A 17,596-nucleotide genomic window follows, 5' to 3' on the forward strand; every position below is an offset into this window, starting at 1 on the left:
TAAAAACGGATGGCGTGGCAGGGGCCCGCGCCCCGGCCTCTACGCGCTGGTGGCTTTATACATTTCCGCCAGCTTATCAATGGCTGCGGCCAACTGGTGGTCTTTGGCGGTGATGCTATTACCCGAATCGTGCGTCCGTAGCCGGAAGGTTACCACATTGTACTCATTGCTCCACCACGGGTGGTGTTCCTGGTATTCGGCTTCCTCGGCCACGTCGGTCATGAAGCTGAACGCGGTTTGAAAGTCTTTGAAGCGGAAAGAGCGGGTGAGGGCGTTGTCTTGTTCGAGCCACATAGAAGAATGTAAAAGAAGCTGGTATGGATATTCTGCGACGAAGCCCAACCTTATCCAAAAACGACGGGCAGCGTAAATTCAGGTAACAACCAACCTCGCCAAGCTATGCCACTGCACCGCCTGCTAGACCAGAAACTCAGCAAACTATACGAGCCCTCTTCGCGCATTGATGACGTATTCAAGGGGTACGACATCACCTTTATTACGAACGAGCACGGTGAGCCGGTAACGCTGTTCTTCGGCAAGCGCCGGCCCGATGGGGCCATAGCCGGGGAACGGTACACGCGCACCATCAAGCGGGAGCCGGGCAGCCTGGTTGTGAAATCGAGCCACTGGGACCTGCGCGGTAAGATTATGCGCTAAGCCGCGCCCGCACTTCCATCAAGGCAAACCCTAGCAGGTTGAGGCCTGCCCACTCGGCTGGGTCGGCGGCTTTTGGGTCGTCTTGAGCAAGGCCAATTCCCCAGATGGGGTCTACCGGGCTAGCTTCTACCAATACCCGCTGGTCAGTGGTCAGCAAATACTCCAGCAGGGCAGGGTTCTGGCTGAACTTAGCTTCATTGCCCCGCACAACTACTTCAAACCGGGTAGCATTCCACCGGGCCTCGTCGAAGTGCTTGATCTGACGGCCCAGCTTTTTGGCCTCATTTGGGTGCCGGGCGTGCAGGATAGCTTGGCGGGTAGTTTCATCGTCGAAAAGACGCGCCTTTTCAGCCATCATGTAGTGCTCCGCGGTGGCATATGTTTCGTTAGCTACCGTGAAAGCAGCTGGGTACCACTGGCTGAAGCACTCTTTACCAACGGCTGTATCGGGTTTGCCCGTGTGGCCCCAGAAGTACAAATACTTTGCTTGGTAGCCTGCTGCCAGGTGAGCGAGCAAGCTTTCAACAGACCGAATTTGGGGAGTTGCTTTAAGAGCCATAGCGCAGGAAGAAGCCGGGATTTTGTGCGGGTAAGCAGGGCATCAAACCTAAACCTAAATCTGCAAACGGCAGTACACCCTAAGCAAACACCTTTCCCATTCCAAGCGCTGACCTTCCTATGGCTATTGACCCCAACAACCGCCCCGTGCGCGTTATCAACGACGACACCACCGACCAGGAACTGGAAGCCGGACACATCATTCCCGGCGCCGACCCACCCAAGAACGAGGATGCCCGCGGGGGCTTCGGCAACCGCGACGGCAAGGAAGGCTTCGGCACCGATAGCGGCTCGGGCATCACGGCCGTGTCGGTGAACGAAAATACCGACGACCTGCAGCTGCCCAAAGACAACATCCGCAGCACCGACGAAGGCCAGCCTGACCGCCCCAACCAGGATTTGCCCGCCGACGAAGATCCGGATCTGGAAGCGCGCCGGCCCGTGGACGAACTGGATGCGGACGATGACCGCCCCGGCCGCGACGAGATGCGCAACCCCAACTCCCGCGTTGGGATGGGCCAGATGGAGCCGCGCACCGTTGACAACTCGGAGCTGGCCCGCCAAGGCACTAACGCCGACCTGACCGACCCGAACGCCACCGATACGGCCATCGACCAGTAACCTTTTACCCGGCTTCCTATCCTTATGAGGGTAGGAAGCTGTTTTTTCTCACGCTAACCCAACTTCTGCCATGCCTTACAAAAGCAATAACACCAACCAGCAGTCGAAGGAAAACCACGGCAACCCCACCGGCGCCGGCCAGCCCAAAGCCGAGTCGTTGCCGGTAAACCAGCACGACCCCGAGCTGGAGGACCGCTTGGAGCAGGACGCCCTTGACGCGCCCCAGCGCCACCCCAACCGCAACCTCGACAAGCCAGAGATTGACAAGCCGGCCTACAGCTAATAAGCCAGTAACGTACTTTCAAGCACCTTCCGGTTTCGGGAGGTGCTTTTTTGTGCTACCTCCCATTCAGAATTCTTAATGGCCCGCTACGTTACCACGGATATTCATGGCTGCCTGCGCACCCTGCGTCGGGCGCTGGAAGAGGTTGTTCAGTTTACCCCGCGCGACGAGCTGTACGTGCTGGGCGACTACGTAAATAAAGGTCCCGACAGCAAAGGCGTGCTCGACTACCTGATGCAGCTGCAGGCCCACGGGCTGGCGGTGCATTGCCTGCGCGGCAACCACGACCAGGAGCTGCTGGATGCTGCGCAAGGGCGCACCGCCGCCCTGTGGGCCTCTGCCTCCGACCGGGAACAGACCCTGCGGAGCTTCGGCGTGCCTACGGCTGCGGCTATTCCAGAGGTGTATATCCGCTGGCTGGAAGCCCTGCCCTACGAGGTTGAGTTGCCCGATTTTGTGTTGGTACATGCCGGCTACGACTTTCGGCAGCCCCCGGAGCAGATGCGCCGGGACTATCACACGATGATGAACATCAAGCACTTCACCTTTGATGCCTCCCGGCTCCAGGGAAAGCGGCTGGTGCACGGGCACGTGCCCACCCCTAGCGCCCACGCCAAGCAACTAGCGCAGACACATGCTCAGGTGCTGAGGCTGGATACGGGCTGTGTGTACCGGCACAACCCGGAGCTGGCGCAACTAAGCGTACTGAATTTGGATACCTATATGCTCCAGCAGGTGCCCAATTGTGAGCTGCCCTATCCCATAGCTCGCCGCCCTGCTTAAGAGCCTGCCCAAGTATGAGGGCTGTGCCGCGATAAAACAAGGCGGATTTGACGCTATTTGTGACATGGGTATGAATAAGGTCAGCAAGAAAATTTATAATTGATATTCCCTGCGCAAACTGGAATATTCTGAGTAAAATTTCCTTTTCAACTGTAGCGCGGAAAAGATTAAGTTATCTATTATTTGGGCTAAAAGCCTTATAATCATCAATTTGAAAATATTTTTTTCTTAATCAACTACCTGGATGAAGTGTGTTTATACATGGCTTTACACCAGAATTGACATGTGATTTTCGTTGGCTATATTTGTAAAGTTACATTTGGTTGATGAAGCCAACTGACTTGCCGTTGATTAGTGGATGGAGTTGTAATGCCCTGATTCTTTCTGGTGGCTCTTGAGCCTGCCGACTAGTGCTGCGCCCCGGCAGCTACCAAGCCTGATGCTCTGATTCTGAAGCGCGTTTTCCGCGTTTCCTGGCCTCCTGTTGAGTTTTTTGGCCGATTTTTCCCGTTTTCACCCTTTTTTCTGAGTCATGAAACAGCTCTCCGCCCTTAAATCCACTCCCCAACTGCCGGCGCATCCGCAGCCTACTATGCGGTGGTTGCTGCTGGCCGGACTCCTGCTGTTCTTATTGTTGGTGCATACCAGTCGGGCGCAGGCCCAGGTGGTGCGCACCGTGGGCAGCGGGGGCGAATACGCCACCCTGGCCGAAGCCCTGCAGGGTCTTTCAAGCACTGATGCATACGAAATCCAGCTCCTGAGCGGCACATTTACCGAGGACGTTACCATTACAGGTACGTTTCCGGGGGCCGCAGCCCTGACCATTAAGCCTGGTGCGGGCAGCACGGTAGTGTGGGAAGGCACCCTGAAACTGGAAGATGGGGCTGTAAATGTGACAGTAGACGGAAACAACGGTACCACGGCCCGGGCCCTCACTCTGCGCCAGCCCGATGTCGCCCGCTCAACCGTTCAATTCGCCGATAACGCCCAGACGGTAGTGCTGCGTGACCTGATTATTCAGGGTAGCACGGCCAGTGCCGGAAGCGGGGTCGTTGTTTTTGGTACTCGCAACCGGAGTGTTCAGCTATTGGGCAACCAGATCGGCAACGTACCCGGAGCTGCCCTGCCCGCCAACCTGGTGTACACGGCCAGCACCACGCCTGCCACCCTCAACGAGCAGATTACCCTGCGCAAAAACGAGCTGTTTAACTTCTCCGCTACCGGTGTTCAGGTGAGCAGTGGCAATGGTGGCGGGTGGCTGATCAGCGAAAATAACTTCTACTACAACCAAACGCCGGCCCCCGCTACGGCCCAAACGGCCATTGACTTTCAGCCGGGCGCTGCTTCGGATGGGAACACCATCACCTACAACACCATTGGCGGCCGCAACGTCACGGCCAGCGGCATCTGGGAAAATACCGGCGCCGACGACTTTCAGGGTATTGTAGTAAGCTGCGGAACGGGTACGGGTGCTTTAGTAAACACGCTCAGCAACAACGTTATCCGCAACATCAGTCTTACCCGCCAGAACACCAGCCAGGCCCTGACGGCCCTGCTCGTCGAAGCCGGTCGCGTGGAGCTGACGGCCAACACCATATCCGGGGTAGCCAACACGGGCTCCGAAGGGGTAAACAGCCTCGTGGCCCGGGGCCATGTGGTGTTGAGCGACTTCACCGTGAATAGCGGCCAGATCATGGCCGTAGAGCGCGGCTTGCTGGACGTGCAGAACAACCTGACCAACAGCGGTATTCTCAACCATACCGGCGGTAACATGCTGGTGCAGGGCAACTTCACCAACAACGGCACCTTCGCCCAAACCCAGGGTGACCTGGAAGTGAAAGGCGACATGGTGAACCGCAACATCTTTAACTGCACCACGGGCGCCGTGAAGCTTACCGGCAACCGCGACCAGAAAGTAAGCGGCGGCTCCTACTTCAACCTGGAAGTGAATGGCACCGGCACCAAAACCCTCACTGGCGGCCTCATCGTGTACAACGGCATTCAGATGACGCAGGGCATCCTCAACACCGGGAGCTTCCGCATCAGCCTGGGCTTGCTGGCCAACGTAGTGGAAACCGATGCCAGCTACATCCTGGGCAAGGTGGAGGCCTCGGGGCGGGCTCCCGAGGAAGGCAAAGCCGAGGACTTCGGCAACATTGGCCTGATCTTCACTCCACAGACGGGCGCTACCCTGCCCGGGTACATGATGGTGGTACGCACCACGGGCACAGCTGTGACCGGGCAGATTCAGCGTTACTTCGACCTGGAAGCCGACGTTATGACCGATTTGAAAGCGTCGATGGTCATCAAGTACCTTCCCCACGAGGCTCTGTTTCTGAACCTGGGCCGGCTGGAGTTCCTGCGCTCTACCGACAATGGGGGCACCTGGACGCCCGAGGGTATTACCAGCCGGGGTACCAACGTGGCCGAGCTGGGGTTGGTGACGGGCTTGGGGCGCTGGTCGCTGGGCGTGTTTGATAAGCCCCTGCCCGTAACCCTGACGGCCTTCCAGGCCCGCGCCGAGGGTGCCAATGCCGTGGTGACGTGGACCACCGCCACCGAAGTAAACAACCACGGCTTTGGGGTAGAAGTATCGACTGATGGCCGCACGTTCCGCACCCTGGGCTTTGTGCCCGCCGCAGGCCGGGGCCAGCAGTACCGCTTCGTGGATACCGAAAAGCAGAAGGCCGGCCTGCGCTACTACCGCCTGCGCCAGCAAGACGTAAATGGCCGCAGCACCCACACCGAAGCCCGCACCGTAGCCTTCGGCTCCGTGGGGCTGGCGCTGGCCGCTTACCCCAACCCCTTTGCCGGTAATCTGGACCTTACCGTAACGACCCCCACCAGCGGCACCGCCACGCTGCGCCTCGTAGATGCCCTGGGCCGCACCGTCTGGACCAGCACTCAGCGTGTGCAGCCGGGCGCCAACCAGCTGGTAGCTGCTCCTGAATGCCAGGCCGGTACATACCTGCTCGAAGCGACCCTCAATGGCCAGGTGCTGCGCCAGCGTGTGGTGCGCCGCTAACAAGCTACCCCTTACCTGCTCTCCCTTTCCTGCCCAAACCCGCCTGGTACTTCCGGGCGGGTTTGTTGCTTTCAAGCAGATGCCAAGCCAGTTGGCAGTTCCCGGGCCCCGCCTTACCTTTGAAGCTATGGAAACCAAAGCCCCCGCACTAGCTCAGGACACGGCCGTGTTCGACCTTATTCGTCAGGAAAAAGAGCGCCAGACGCATGGTATTGAACTCATTGCTTCCGAAAACTACGTTTCGGAACAGGTAATGCGGGCCCAGGGCTCCATCCTCACCAACAAATACGCCGAGGGCCTGCCCGGCAAGCGCTACTACGGTGGCTGCGAAATCGTCGACCAGATCGAGCAGCTGGCCATCGACCGGGCCAAGGAACTGTTTGGCGTGGAGTGGGTGAACGTGCAGCCGCACTCCGGGGCCCAGGCCAACGCCGCCGTAATGCTGGCCATTCTCAACCCCGGCGACAAAATCCTGGGTTTCGACCTCTCGCACGGCGGCCACCTCACGCACGGCTCCCCCGTCAACTTCTCGGGTAAGCTCTACCGCCCCTCGTTCTATGGCGTGGAGCCCGAAACCGGCCTCATCGACTGGGAGAAGGTGAAAGAAACTGCCCGCCGTGAGCAGCCCAAGCTCATCATCTGCGGGGCCTCGGCCTACTCCCGCGACTGGAACTACCAGGCCCTGCGCGAAGCCGCCGATGAAGTAGGTGCCCTGCTGCTGGCCGATATTTCGCACCCCTCGGGCCTGATTGCCAAAGGCCTGCTCAACAACCCTTTCGATTACTGCCACATCGTAACCACGACCACGCACAAAACCCTGCGGGGGCCCCGCGGCGGCCTCATTATGCTGGGCAAGGACTTCGAAAACCCCTTCGGTTTGAAGACGCCCAAAGGCGAGCTGCGCATGATGTCGGCTCTGCTGGACTCTGGGGTGTTCCCCGGCACCCAGGGCGGCCCCCTGGAGCACGTGATTGGGGCCAAGGCCGTGGCCTTCGGCGAATGCCTCAGCGACGCTTACACGGAGTACACGCACCAGGTTATCCGCAACGCCCAGGCCCTGGCCAAAGGCTTTACGGACCGGGGCTACCAGATTATTTCCGGCGGCACCGACAACCACCTCATGCTGATTGACCTGCGCAGCAAGGGGCTGACCGGCAAGCTGGCGGAAAACACTCTCATCAAGGCCGACATCACCATCAACAAAAACATGGTGCCCTTCGATGACAAGTCGCCCTTCGTGACCAGCGGTATGCGCATCGGCTCGGCCGCCGTTACCACCCGGGGCCTGCGGGAGGCTGATATGGGACGCATCGTGGAGTTTATTGACGACGTGCTGATGCACCACGCCGACGAAGCCCACCTGCTGCGGGTGCGCCGTCAGGTAAACGAGTGGATGCAGCAGTACCCGCTCTTCGCCTAGTTTCGATGGGTGAATGGGTGAAGGGGGGAATAAGCATAGGAAAACTGCGGGGGCAACATCCCGGGGCAGTTCATTTCCGTTTGTTTGCTCGGCCCATTTGCATTCTGCTGGCTCATTCACTCATTCACTCACTTACGCACACTCTCATTGAATACTGAACCATCCCGGCTGGGAGACCACCAGGAAATGTCCTTCATCGACCACCTGGAGGCCCTGCGTTGGCATATTATCCGGGCGGCTATTGCCGTGGTAGCCTTTGCTACGGCCGCTTTCTTCGCCAAGGACTTTCTGTTTCACGACCTGATTCTGGGCCCGTCGCGCGCCGACTTCTGGACTTACCGCATGTTCTGCCGGTTTGGCCAGTGGGTGGGCGCCCCCGATCTGTGCATGGACAAGATTGGGTTCGTGATTCAGAACCGCGAAATGAGCGGTCAGCTCACCATGCACATCAGCACCTCGTTTATTGTAGGGCTGGTGCTAGGCTTCCCTTACCTGTTTTGGGAGCTGTGGCGCTTTATCAAGCCCGGATTGTACCCGCACGAGCAGGCCAACTCCCGGGGGGCGGTGTTCTTCGTGTCTATTCTGTTTGCCATTGGGCTGCTGTTCGGCTATTACGTAGCGGCCCCGCTCAGCATCAACTTTCTGGCGGGCTACGTGGTGGACCCCACCATCGAAAACCAGATTGACATGCAGAGCTACCTGAGCACGCTCACCACCATGAGCTTGTCTTGTGCCTTCGTGTTTGAGCTGCCCATGATTGTGTTCTTCCTGGCCAAGGCCGGGCTGATTACCCACGAAATCATGCGCATGTACCGCAAGCACGCCATTGTGGTCATTCTGGTCGTAGCGGCCGTCATCACTCCGCCCGATGTGTCAGCCCAGATTATTGTGACCATTCCCATCATCCTGCTTTACGAGTTCAGCATCCACATTGCCCGCGTGGTGCGCCGCAACAGCACCCAGCGCCTCAACGAGCAGCTGGCCCAGAACCAAGGCATCAGTTAAATGTGTGGTAAATGTGCTAATGTGACAAATGTGGTTGAATGTGTTAATGCAAGAACGACCATTAGCACATTCAACTACATTTCCCCCATTAGCACATCAGCGAAGCGCGGCACATTCTTCACATTAGCACATTTACCACATTAGCAAAGCGCAGCACATTCAAATCACACTAGCACATTCAACAATGAAAACCCTTGCCATTGGCGCCGACCACGCCGGCTTTGCTTACAAGGAAATGCTTAAAACCTGGCTCGCAGAGCAGGGCTACATTGTGCGCGACTTTGGGACCCACTCTGCCGACTCTGTAGACTACCCTGATTATGTGCATCCGCTGGCTACGGCCATCACGCAGGGGGAGTTTGAGCAAGGAATTCTGGTGTGCGGCTCGGCCAATGGCGTGTGCATTACGGCCAACAAGCACGCTGGCATCCGGGCGGCTATTGCCTGGGAACCGGAGCTGGCTGCCCTGGCCCGCCAGCACAACAACGCCAACGTAATTTGCCTGCCCGCCCGCTTTGTGAGCGAAGAAGCCGCCCGCGCCATCGTAGCACAGTTCCTGACGACCGACTTTGAGGGCGGCCGCCACCAAACGCGGGTAAATAAGATTAACTGCTAAATAGCCAGTTACTTCAATTGATAAAGTCCCGGCGTGGCGGTGCGTGTATAGCGCCCGAACACGGCCGGGACTTTGTATTGCAGCTCCGGCATCAGGCGGGCTTGGTCGATGATGTAAGCCGGGGGCTGCGGACCAATGTTGCGGGCCAGACGGAATACGGCTGCGTACTGATCGAGGTGACCAAAGTCTACCTGGGCCAGCTGCCAGTCGAGGTAAGGCGTGGCCAACTGGTTTTGCAGGTACGGGCGCCGGTCGGGACCCAGCACCAGCAGCCGCTGGTTTTGCAAGCCGGCGTAGGTAGGGTTGGGCTGGGCGGCATATTCGGCCTCCAGGGGCAGCGGCAGCACGTGGTCGAGTAGCAGCACGCCCCGGTAGCGTACTACCTCCACCACGGCCAGCAATACCAGCATTAGCAGGCCCGGTACCCAACTCCGCTGGGACTTCTGCCAGAGAAACAAGCTGAAGTAGGATAGCGGTGCCAGCACCAGCGCCAATGACCCGGGCGCCGTGCCCCGCGTGAGCAGCAGCAGCGCCAGGGCCTGCAGTAGCCATACCAGCATCAGCTGCAGAAACTTCGCCTGAAAAACCAGCCCCAACGACGTAGTAAAGGTGCGGGCCAGGCTGGCCAGCAGCACAAGGCCGGGCACGATTAGCAGTCGTAGCTGCAGGTCGCGGGGCAAGCCATCCTGGGCGGCCGCCAGGCCCCGCATCATGGGCTCCAGGTGAAACTGCGCGAAGCTGGGCAGGGCGTCGGCGTAGAGGTAGAGCGTGGCTACCGCCGCGTAAGGAAATAGGAAGCCGCAGACCAGCAGCAAAAAGCTCCGAAACGAGTTGGCCGCGAAGATGATAACGGCGAACAGCCCCACCACCAGAAACAGCGCCAGGGGCAAGAAAGCCAGGGCCCCCAGACCAATCAGAAAGCCCGCCCGAAACAGGCGGCGGTTGTCGTAGCCTTCCCGCAGGGTGGGCAGCAGCGCGCTCAGTGAGAATACAATGCTGGTTTGGCCCAGCAGGAGCGGGGAGAGGGTGTCCAAATCAGTGCTGACGCTGGCTACCAACAGGTAGGTAAGCGCCACGATATAGCCCCGCTCGGGGTGTACGCCACTGCGGTTGAGCACAAAGTTGAAGCGTAAGGCCTGCGCCAGCAGGGCCCCGAAAGCTAGCAGCCGGTACAGCCACACCGGCCGTGAGGCTATGGCATCGAGCCCGCCCAGGAACCAGGCGACCAGGGGCGCGGTGCTGTCGTACAAGTCGCGGTAGGGCAGGGCACCCTCGTGCACCCGCTCGCCCACAAGCAGGGCGTGCAGCTCGGCTGGGGTGAGCGGGATACCCAGCGCGTGCAGCGGCAGCCGCAGCGCCAGGATAAGCAGCAGCAGCGCCAGCAGCCGGCTGGGAAGCGTGCTTTTAAAGAATTGGAGCACAGGACGAGAATGGAAACCTAGATGCGCAAAGGTACGCGTACCGGCTTATGCACCATTGCCCCGGCCGCTGCCCATACAACCCCCCAACTCCCTATCTTTGCCAGTTCTTATGGAAAGCAAACGACAACAGAAATTTGCCAGCTTGTTGCAGCAGGAGCTGGCTACCGTTTTTCAGCGGGATGTGCCCCACCTGTTTACGGGCCTGGCGCCGGGTATCAGCGCCATCCGGGTTTCGCCCGACCTGGGCTCGGCCCGCGTGTACCTGAGTGCCCTGCTGGCCGGCAGCGGCGAGCAGATGCTGGAACAAGTGCGCGATAACGAAAAAGTTATCCGCCTGGCCCTGGCCAAGCGCGTGCGCCAGCAGGTGCGCGTAGTACCTGCCCTGCAATTTTTTCTGGACGATAGCGCCGCCTACGCCGCGCGCATGGATGAGGTGTTTGGGGGGCTGAGCATACCGCCCCCGCCGGCCGACGACAAGGCCGAACAGCCCGATGCCCCCAAGCGCCCCCGCCTATACTCCGACGAAGACGAAAAGTAAGTGAGCGGGAAAGTGAATGAGTGAAATGCTTGCTCGGTCACTTTTGCCATCTGTCACTCATTTCGTCATTTACTTATTTCACAGTGCATTACGACCCGATTAAGAAAACGCTGGGCCAGGTCTTCAACCGCACCCCCTGGCTGCGGCGCGTGTTCTATTACCTGCTCGACTTGCTGCTGCTGCGTACCTGGCACGTGCACCGGGAGCTGCGGACGTGGGCCAAAGGCCGCACGGAGGAGCCGCTTGTAATCCTTGATGCCGGCTCCGGCTACGGGCAGTACACCTACTGGCTTTCGGGCCTGAGTCGTAAGTGGCAGATTCTGGCCGTGGATGTCAAGGAAGAGCAGATAGCCGATTCCAACCAGTTCTTCCGTCAGATTGGCCGGCCCTACGTGCAGTTTGCGGTGCAGGACTTGGTGCTGTACCAGGAGCCCAACACCTTTGATCTGGCCTTGTCAGTAGATGTGATGGAGCACATTCTGGAAGATGTAGAGGTGTTTCGCAACATCCACGCCTCGCTCAAGGACGGTGGCATGCTGCTCATCTCCACCCCTTCCGACCAAGGCGGCTCTGATGTGCACGGCGACGGGGAGTCTTCATTTATCGAAGAGCACGTGCGCGACGGGTACAACATTCACGAAATTCAGCAGAAGCTGCGCACGGCGGGCTTCGAGCGGATTGAGGCCCGCTACAGCTACGGCGAGCCGGGGCAGATTTCCTGGCGCCTGAGCATGAAGTACCCCATTCAGCTGCTGGGTGTGTCGCGCTGGTTTTTCCTGCTGCTGCCGTTCTACTACCTCATTACCTTCCCTTTCTGCCTGCTGCTGAACTGGCTTGATGCCAGCCGGGTGCATGACTCCGGCACGGGCCTGATTGTGAAAGCCTGGAAGTAGCTGTTTCGGTACGGGTCCCGTATCTTAGAGCCATAAAAAGTAACAAAGCGTCCGGAAAAATTCATGCGCTGGCTCCGTTCCTCCGTATACCGCCTCACACCCCGTTTTTAGTTTTTCCGCGCCCTGCATGAACGTTCCGTTCCTCATTGCCCGGCGTTATTTTCTCTCGAAGAAGAAGCGCAACATCATTAGCATCATCTCCAACATTTCGATGGTGGGGGTAGCCGTGGGCACCATGGCCCTGATTATTGTGCTGTCGGTTTTCAATGGGCTGGAGGACCTGGTGCGCTCCTTGTACGGTAAGTCGGACCCCGACCTGAAGATTGCGGCGGTGGAGGGCAAGTCCTTCGCGGTGAACGAGCAGCTGCTGAACCGTATCCGGCAGGTGCCCGGCGTGGCCCTGGTAACGGAGGTAATTGAAGACAACGCTCTGCTGCGCTACCACGACCGCCAGATGGTGGTGAAGATGAAAGGCGTCACGGAAAACTTCTTTGCCCAAAGCAACATCGACTCGGCCCTGGTGCAGGGTGACCACCGCCTGCTGAAAGACGGTGCGGAGTATGCCCTCATTGGCGCCGGGGTGCAGCACGAGCTCAGTATTGCCCTCGACAACCGCCTGGCGCCCCTGCAACTGCTGTACCCGCGCAATACGGGCAAGCGCACGTTGTCCTTTAACCCCGAAACGGCCTTTAATGAGCAGCCCATTTTAGCGGGGGGCGTTTTTCTGATTGAGCAGCAGATAGACGACAGCTACATCTTCGTGCCCCTGAGCTTTGCCCAAAACCTGCTGGGCTACGGCAACCGCCGCACCAGCCTGGAAGTAAAGGTGAGCGACAGTTGGGAAGTAGACCAGGTGCAGGAAGAAGTGAAAAAGGCCCTGGGGGCTAAATTCTCGGTGTTCAACTCCGATGAGCAGCACGTGAGCCTGTTGAAGGCCATTAAAGTGGAGAAGATGTTCGTCTTCATCACCTTCGCCTTCATCCTGCTTATTGCCTCCCTCAACATCTTCTTCTCCCTATCGATGCTCGTCATTGATAAGCGCAAGGATGTGGCCGTGCTGCAAGCCATGGGCGCCACCAGCCGTACTATTCGCAATATTTTCCTGTTTGAAGGGGCTATTGTGGCGCAGGTAGGCGCTATTACCGGCCTGGCTTTGGGCATCACCATCTGCTGGCTGCAGCAAACCTTCGGGCTGGTATCCATGGGTATGGCTACAGCCGTGGTGGACTCGTACCCGGTGAAGATGCAGGCCTCCGATATTGTCCTGACGGGTATTGCCATTGTGTGCATCACCATTGCTGTATCCATCCGGCCGGCCCTTAGTGCCTCCCGCCTCGACCTACGCGACAACCTCTAAGATGAGGGGCCAGCAGGTAAGCAGCAACTTGCTTACGGTTAATTGGGAGTAGCATAATTCAGGAAGAACATTATGACTATTTATAGATAAAACTTGGCTTTGTGCCGAATTATTCGGTATATGGCATTTGTTATTACTTTCGATGCCGCTTCCGGCTATTGTTATGAAAGTCTCCACGGCGCAGCCATTTCAAATAGTATACTCCCTGCTGGAGCACGAGTTCCTGGGGTATCTGTTTGAGTCGTACGTGGTCCAGCGCAATAGCCGTGGTCAGCTTACCCTCCAGCACCAGAGCGTATCGGCCAAGAATGCCGCCGAATTTGCCGATGGTTTAGACCCCCTTGACTTCGAAATCATTGCCCTGACGGACCAGATTCAGCAGGACACTGTCATCAAGGAGTTCTGGCCGAAGAAAATCAGCCCGGCCGATTTCTTTTTCAAGATCTACGACCCCGAGAAGGGGGATAAAGGGCTGCAGGACCGGATTTGCCAGTACGTGCAGCACCGCATGGGCCAGATTCTGGCGCGGCTGGCGGGCAAGTGCGTGTTTATCATGGGCAAGGACGGGGAACCTACTTGGCGCGAAATTGACCTGGCGCCCGAGCCCGCCTCAGTGCTGTTTCACTTCCGGCGCAACGAAGACAACACCCACTATTTCCCCACCATCAAGTACCAAGGCCAGCGGCTGGACTTTCAGTTTAAAAATGCTGTGATGGTGTGCAGCCAGCCCGCCTGGATGCTGCTGGAAGGAAGGCTCTATAGCTTCTGCAACGAGGTAGACGGCCGCAAGCTGCAGCCTTTCCTGCAGAAGAAATTTATCGTGATTCCGCGACAGGTAGAGGAAAGTTATTTCCAACGCTTTGTAGCGCCCTTGGTCGAGTCGTTTGACGTGCACGCCCGGGGCTTTGATATTCGCTCAGAGCGCTACGTGGGCAAGCCCCATCTTACCTTCTCCGACGTGCCCGGCCCGGAGCTGGTGGTCGAAGAGCGGCCGGTGGCCCGGGCAGCCCGCGGCCGCGCCACCAGCGAAACCAGCGCCGTAGCGACCCTGGCGGCCCCGGCCGAGCATATCCACTTCGACTTGTCGTTTCGCTACGGGAGCCATACCGTGCACAACAGCTTCGATAAGCGCGTGTGCGTGAAGCTGGAGAAGACCAACGGCAACTACATCTTCCACCGGCTTATTCGCAACCTCGACCACGAGCAGGCCATCATCGGGGAGCTGCGGGAGCGGGCCCTGGAGGTGCGCAACGGCCGGGCCGTACTCGAAAAGGCTACCGCCTTCCGCTGGCTGCACCACTACGCCGAGGACCTGGAGCGCCTGGGCTTCACGGTGGAGCAGGGTAGCCATTCGGGCAAAGACTATTTCATCGGAGCCGTTACCGTGCAGGTGGGCATCACCGAAACTAGCGACTGGTTTGACGTGCATGGCACCGTGCGCTTCGGCGACTACGAAATTCCCTTTATCCGGCTGCGGCCCTATATCCTTAACCGCCGCCACGAGTTCCGGCTACCCAACGGGCAGATTGCCATCATTCCTGAGGAGTGGTTTACGGAATATCTGGAGCTGTTTGCCTTTGCCGAGGAGCACCACCACTCGCTCACGCTCAAAAAGCACCACGTAGCCCTCATCAGCGACCTACAGAACGGCAACCTGGCCAAGGTGACGATGAGCCGCAAGCTCGAAAGGCTTCGCAGCTTCGAGGCCGTGGAAGATCAGCCCATTCCGGCCGGGTTCCGGGGTGAGCTGCGGCCCTACCAGAAGGCGGGCTACAACTGGCTGCACTTCGTGCAGCAATACCACTTTGGGGGCTGCCTGGCCGACGACATGGGGCTGGGCAAAACCATCCAGACGCTGGCCATGCTGCTGAACCGCAAGGAAAGCGGGGCGGCGGGCGGGGCGGCTTCCCTGCTGGTGATGCCCACTTCCCTGGTGTATAACTGGATGACGGAGGCCTTTAAGTTTACGCCGGGCCTGCGCCTGCTCATCTACACGGGCACCTACCGCGACAAGGACGTCGCCCAGTTTGCCGATTACGACGTGGTGTTGACCAGCTACGGCATCGTGCGCCTCGACGCCGACCTGCTGAAGGACTACCACTTCGACTACGTGATTCTGGACGAGTCGCAGGCCATCAAAAACCCCAGCTCTACCACGTCGCAGGCCGTGCGCCGCCTCAACTCCCGGCACCGCCTTATCCTGACGGGCACGCCGGTAGAAAACAGCACCATGGACCTCTGGTCGCAGATGTCCTTTATCAACCCGGGCCTGCTGGGGTCCCAGGCCTTCTTCCGCAAGGAATTTCTCAAACCCATTGAGAAAGAGAAGGACGAGCAGAAAACCCGGCGCCTGCACTCCCTCATCAAGCCCTTTATTCTGCGGCGTCACAAGGCGCAGGTGGCCCGGGAACTGCCGGAGAAGATTGAGCACCTGAGCTACTGCACCATGACGGAGGAGCAGGCCCAGTGCTACGAAGAAACCAAGAGCTTCTACCGCAACAAGATTCTGCAGAACATTGAGGAGCACGGCACGGCCGGCACCCAGTTTATGCTGCTACAGGGCCTCACCAAGCTGCGGCAGATTGCCAACCACCCCCGCATGGCCGACGAAAGCTACGAGGCGGAGTCGGGCAAGCTGCGGGAAGTAGTGCGCATGATTCGAAGTGTGGTAGCGGAAGGGCACAAGGTGCTGGTATTTAGCCAGTTCGTAAAGCACTTGGACCTGGTGCGGTCCTCCCTCGACGAAAAGCAAATCAAGTACGCCTACCTCGACGGCAATACCCGCGACCGGGCCCGCGAAGTAACCCGCTTCCAGGAAACGGAGAGCCTGCGCGTGTTCCTGATTTCGCTGAAAGCCGGGGGCGTGGGCCTCAACCTCACCGCCGCCGACTACGTCTTCATCCTCGACCCGTGGTGGAACCCGGCCGTAGAAGCGCAAGCCGTAGACCGGGCCCACCGCATTGGGCAGCAGCGCACCGTGTTCACCTACAAGTTCATCAGCAAGAACACCGTCGAGGAAAAGATTCTGGCGCTGCAGGCCAAGAAGATTCAGCTGGTAACCGACCTGATTACCACAGACGAGGCCATCATCAAGAGCCTGACTAAGGAGGATATTGAGGAGCTGCTGGGTTAAGCACAGGCGTTACGCACGGCAGCGCAGAAGGGATGGGATGACCGCGCTGCACGCGTTACTTAGGCTATTGGCGCCGCAATACCCCTAATTTGCTGTAGTGGGTATTGTGGATAGTGCCGAAACCCCCGCTACAATGGTGGCTTGGTACATTTCGAGCGGACGATTGAACCGGGCGCTGAAGCCAGCCGCTACGGCCGCTTGGAAGGCGGGCACGTGCGCTGGCTCTATCAGATTGATGGTGCACCCCCCAAAGCCGCCGCCCATCATGCGGGCGCCAAATACACCGCGCTGCGCACGGGCCAGGTCTACCAGCACGTCCAGTTCCTGGCAGCTTACTTCGTAGTCGTCGCGCAGGCCGGCGTGTGAGGCGTACATCTCCTGCCCAAAGGCGGCCAGGTTGCCCGCTTCCAAGAAAGCGCAGGCCGTCAGCACTCGTTCGTTCTCGGCTATTACGTAGCGGCAGCGGCGGTATACTACCGCGTCCAACGCCGCGCGGTGCTCTTCCAGCATCGTGCGAGTAACATTGCGCAGGGTTTGCACCTGAGGGTAGTGTTGCCGTACCACGGCTACGCCCTGCTCGCACTGGCCGCGGCGGATGTTGTATTCCGAGTCGGCCAGGTTGTGCTTCACGCCGGAGTTGCAAAGCACTACCTGAGCGGCGGTAGTATCGAAAGGGAAGTACTCGTACTGGAGGGAGCGGCAGTCGAGGCGTACTACGTGTCCGGCCCGGCTCATCAGGCTGGCAAACTGGTCCATTAATCCGCACTGCACCCCGGCGAAGGTGTGCTCGGCTTGCTGCGCTATCTGCGCCAGCGCCAGGGGAGGGAAACCGAGGTTATACACCTGGTTCAGGGCAAACGCCAGCCCGCATTCTACTGCTGCCGAGGACGACAAGCCGGCGCCCATGGGAATGTTGCCCCCAAAGACGCAGTCGAAGCCGCCTACCTTGGCCCCGCGGGCTTGCAACTGAGCTACTACGCCCAGCAGGTAGTTGGCCCAGGGCACGGGGCCCGGTTTCAGGTCTTGCGTAAGCGCCACTTCGTGCCTTTGGTGCTTGTCGTGAGCCACCAAGCGGATGCGGTTAAGCGCGTTGGGGGCCACTGCAAAGTAAATTTCCTTGTCGATGGCGGCGGGCAGCACAAAGCCCCCATTGTAGTCAGTATGCTCCCCGATCAGGTTGACGCGGCCGGGGGCCCGCACCAGTAGCTCGGGAGCATGGCCAAACGCTTCTTGAAACGAACTGCTGACGGCATTCACTAGGCTCATGGCTGGAAAATTCTGGTGTT

At 58.9% G+C, this 17,596-nt stretch carries 16 protein-coding genes; 12 read left to right on the forward strand and 4 right to left on the reverse strand.

Features of this window, described 5'->3' with window-relative positions; all coding sequences use genetic code 11:
* Window positions 1–39 precede the first annotated feature (39 nt).
* Window positions 40–342 carry a 4a-hydroxytetrahydrobiopterin dehydratase gene (locus HER32_RS10580; RefSeq protein ID WP_373281607.1) on the reverse strand — a complete coding sequence of 101 codons (303 nt, stop codon included), beginning with the start codon at window positions 340–342 and terminating at the stop codon, window positions 40–42.
* 57 nt (window positions 343–399) lie between these two features.
* Between HER32_RS10580 and HER32_RS10585 the strand changes: the two genes are divergently transcribed.
* A complete protein-coding gene (locus tag HER32_RS10585) occupies window positions 400–657 on the forward strand; it encodes a hypothetical protein (RefSeq protein ID WP_149070236.1) in 258 nt (85 codons plus the stop codon).
* Here HER32_RS10585 and HER32_RS10590 read toward each other — a convergent pair.
* A complete protein-coding gene (locus tag HER32_RS10590; RefSeq protein ID WP_232066228.1) occupies window positions 647–1,174 on the reverse strand; it encodes an NADAR family protein in 528 nt (175 codons plus the stop codon). The genes HER32_RS10585 and HER32_RS10590 overlap by 11 nt on opposite strands.
* Window positions 1,175–1,335: 161 nt before the next feature.
* Between HER32_RS10590 and HER32_RS10595 the strand changes: the two genes are divergently transcribed.
* The 7 genes from HER32_RS10595 (at window position 1,336) to rpiB (ending at window position 8,968) form a co-directional block, all read left to right on the forward strand.
* Window positions 1,336–1,836: a hypothetical protein gene (locus HER32_RS10595; protein ID WP_168681848.1), complete on the forward strand. Its 501-nt coding sequence runs from the start codon at window positions 1,336–1,338 to the stop codon at window positions 1,834–1,836.
* 70 nt (window positions 1,837–1,906) lie between these two features.
* The gene (locus HER32_RS10600) at window positions 1,907–2,119 is read left to right on the forward strand and encodes a hypothetical protein (RefSeq protein ID WP_168681849.1); all 213 of its coding nucleotides are present in this window, start codon (window positions 1,907–1,909) and stop codon (window positions 2,117–2,119) included.
* A gap of 78 nt (window positions 2,120–2,197) precedes the next feature.
* On the forward strand, window positions 2,198–2,902 hold the full coding sequence (locus tag HER32_RS10605; protein ID WP_168681850.1) for a metallophosphoesterase family protein: 705 nt from the start codon (window positions 2,198–2,200) through the stop codon (window positions 2,900–2,902).
* A gap of 532 nt (window positions 2,903–3,434) precedes the next feature.
* Window positions 3,435–5,927 carry a T9SS type A sorting domain-containing protein gene (locus tag HER32_RS10610; protein ID WP_168681851.1) on the forward strand — a complete coding sequence of 831 codons (2,493 nt, stop codon included), beginning with the start codon at window positions 3,435–3,437 and terminating at the stop codon, window positions 5,925–5,927.
* Between the two features lie 127 nt (window positions 5,928–6,054).
* Window positions 6,055–7,347 (forward strand): serine hydroxymethyltransferase, encoded by a 1,293-nt coding sequence (gene glyA / locus HER32_RS10615; RefSeq protein ID WP_168681852.1) that lies wholly within the window; start codon window positions 6,055–6,057, stop codon window positions 7,345–7,347.
* A 147-nt stretch (window positions 7,348–7,494) separates the two neighbouring features.
* A complete protein-coding gene (tatC, locus tag HER32_RS10620; protein ID WP_232066229.1) occupies window positions 7,495–8,352 on the forward strand; it encodes a twin-arginine translocase subunit TatC in 858 nt (285 codons plus the stop codon).
* 184 nt (window positions 8,353–8,536) lie between these two features.
* Window positions 8,537–8,968: a ribose 5-phosphate isomerase B gene (gene rpiB / locus HER32_RS10625; RefSeq protein WP_168681853.1), complete on the forward strand. Its 432-nt coding sequence runs from the start codon at window positions 8,537–8,539 to the stop codon at window positions 8,966–8,968.
* A gap of 8 nt (window positions 8,969–8,976) precedes the next feature.
* Here the strand turns inward: rpiB and HER32_RS10630 are convergent, their stop codons facing one another.
* Window positions 8,977–10,389 carry a hypothetical protein gene (locus HER32_RS10630; RefSeq protein ID WP_149070228.1) on the reverse strand — a complete coding sequence of 471 codons (1,413 nt, stop codon included), beginning with the start codon at window positions 10,387–10,389 and terminating at the stop codon, window positions 8,977–8,979.
* Window positions 10,390–10,498: 109 nt separating this feature from the next.
* Between HER32_RS10630 and HER32_RS10635 the strand changes: the two genes are divergently transcribed.
* The 4 genes from HER32_RS10635 to HER32_RS10650 all read left to right on the forward strand — a co-directional run bounded on the left by HER32_RS10635 (window position 10,499) and on the right by HER32_RS10650 (window position 16,310).
* The gene (locus HER32_RS10635; protein ID WP_149070227.1) at window positions 10,499–10,927 is read left to right on the forward strand and encodes a ribosome-binding factor A; all 429 of its coding nucleotides are present in this window, start codon (window positions 10,499–10,501) and stop codon (window positions 10,925–10,927) included.
* Window positions 10,928–11,010: 83 nt separating this feature from the next.
* Entirely contained in the window at window positions 11,011–11,820 is an 810-nt protein-coding gene (locus HER32_RS10640; protein ID WP_168681854.1) for a class I SAM-dependent methyltransferase, read from the forward strand.
* 127 nt (window positions 11,821–11,947) lie between these two features.
* A complete protein-coding gene (locus tag HER32_RS10645) occupies window positions 11,948–13,177 on the forward strand; it encodes an ABC transporter permease (RefSeq protein WP_168681855.1) in 1,230 nt (409 codons plus the stop codon).
* A 163-nt stretch (window positions 13,178–13,340) separates the two neighbouring features.
* A complete protein-coding gene (locus tag HER32_RS10650; protein WP_168681856.1) occupies window positions 13,341–16,310 on the forward strand; it encodes a DEAD/DEAH box helicase in 2,970 nt (989 codons plus the stop codon).
* A gap of 84 nt (window positions 16,311–16,394) precedes the next feature.
* Here HER32_RS10650 and galK read toward each other — a convergent pair whose 3' ends face one another.
* Window positions 16,395–17,576, reverse strand: coding sequence for a galactokinase (gene galK / locus HER32_RS10655; RefSeq protein ID WP_168681857.1), 1,182 nt, complete (start codon window positions 17,574–17,576; stop codon window positions 16,395–16,397).
* Between the last annotated feature and the right edge of the window lie 20 nt (window positions 17,577–17,596).

Origin of the sequence: Hymenobacter sp. BT18, from assembly GCF_012273015.1 — a bacterium.
Taxonomy (GTDB): Bacteria; Bacteroidota; Bacteroidia; order Cytophagales; family Hymenobacteraceae; genus Hymenobacter; species Hymenobacter lutimineralis.

What these genes read in the sequence shown, in the direction of transcription:
- HER32_RS10585 (WP_149070236.1), top strand. Translation starts at nt 400, where the DNA reads ATGCCACTGCACCGCCTGCTAGACCAGAAACTCAGCAAACTATACGAG.
- HER32_RS10595 (WP_168681848.1), top strand. Translation starts at nt 1,336, where the DNA reads ATGGCTATTGACCCCAACAACCGCCCCGTGCGCGTTATCAACGACGAC.
- HER32_RS10600 (WP_168681849.1), top strand. Translation starts at nt 1,907, where the DNA reads ATGCCTTACAAAAGCAATAACACCAACCAGCAGTCGAAGGAAAACCAC.
- HER32_RS10605 (WP_168681850.1), top strand. Translation starts at nt 2,198, where the DNA reads ATGGCCCGCTACGTTACCACGGATATTCATGGCTGCCTGCGCACCCTG.
- HER32_RS10610 (WP_168681851.1), top strand. Translation starts at nt 3,435, where the DNA reads ATGAAACAGCTCTCCGCCCTTAAATCCACTCCCCAACTGCCGGCGCAT.
- glyA (WP_168681852.1), top strand. Translation starts at nt 6,055, where the DNA reads ATGGAAACCAAAGCCCCCGCACTAGCTCAGGACACGGCCGTGTTCGAC.
- rpiB (WP_168681853.1), top strand. Translation starts at nt 8,537, where the DNA reads ATGAAAACCCTTGCCATTGGCGCCGACCACGCCGGCTTTGCTTACAAG.
- HER32_RS10635 (WP_149070227.1), top strand. Translation starts at nt 10,499, where the DNA reads ATGGAAAGCAAACGACAACAGAAATTTGCCAGCTTGTTGCAGCAGGAG.
- HER32_RS10645 (WP_168681855.1), top strand. Translation starts at nt 11,948, where the DNA reads ATGAACGTTCCGTTCCTCATTGCCCGGCGTTATTTTCTCTCGAAGAAG.
- HER32_RS10650 (WP_168681856.1), top strand. Translation starts at nt 13,341, where the DNA reads ATGAAAGTCTCCACGGCGCAGCCATTTCAAATAGTATACTCCCTGCTG.
- galK (WP_168681857.1), bottom strand. Translation starts at nt 17,576, where the DNA reads ATGAGCCTAGTGAATGCCGTCAGCAGTTCGTTTCAAGAAGCGTTTGGC.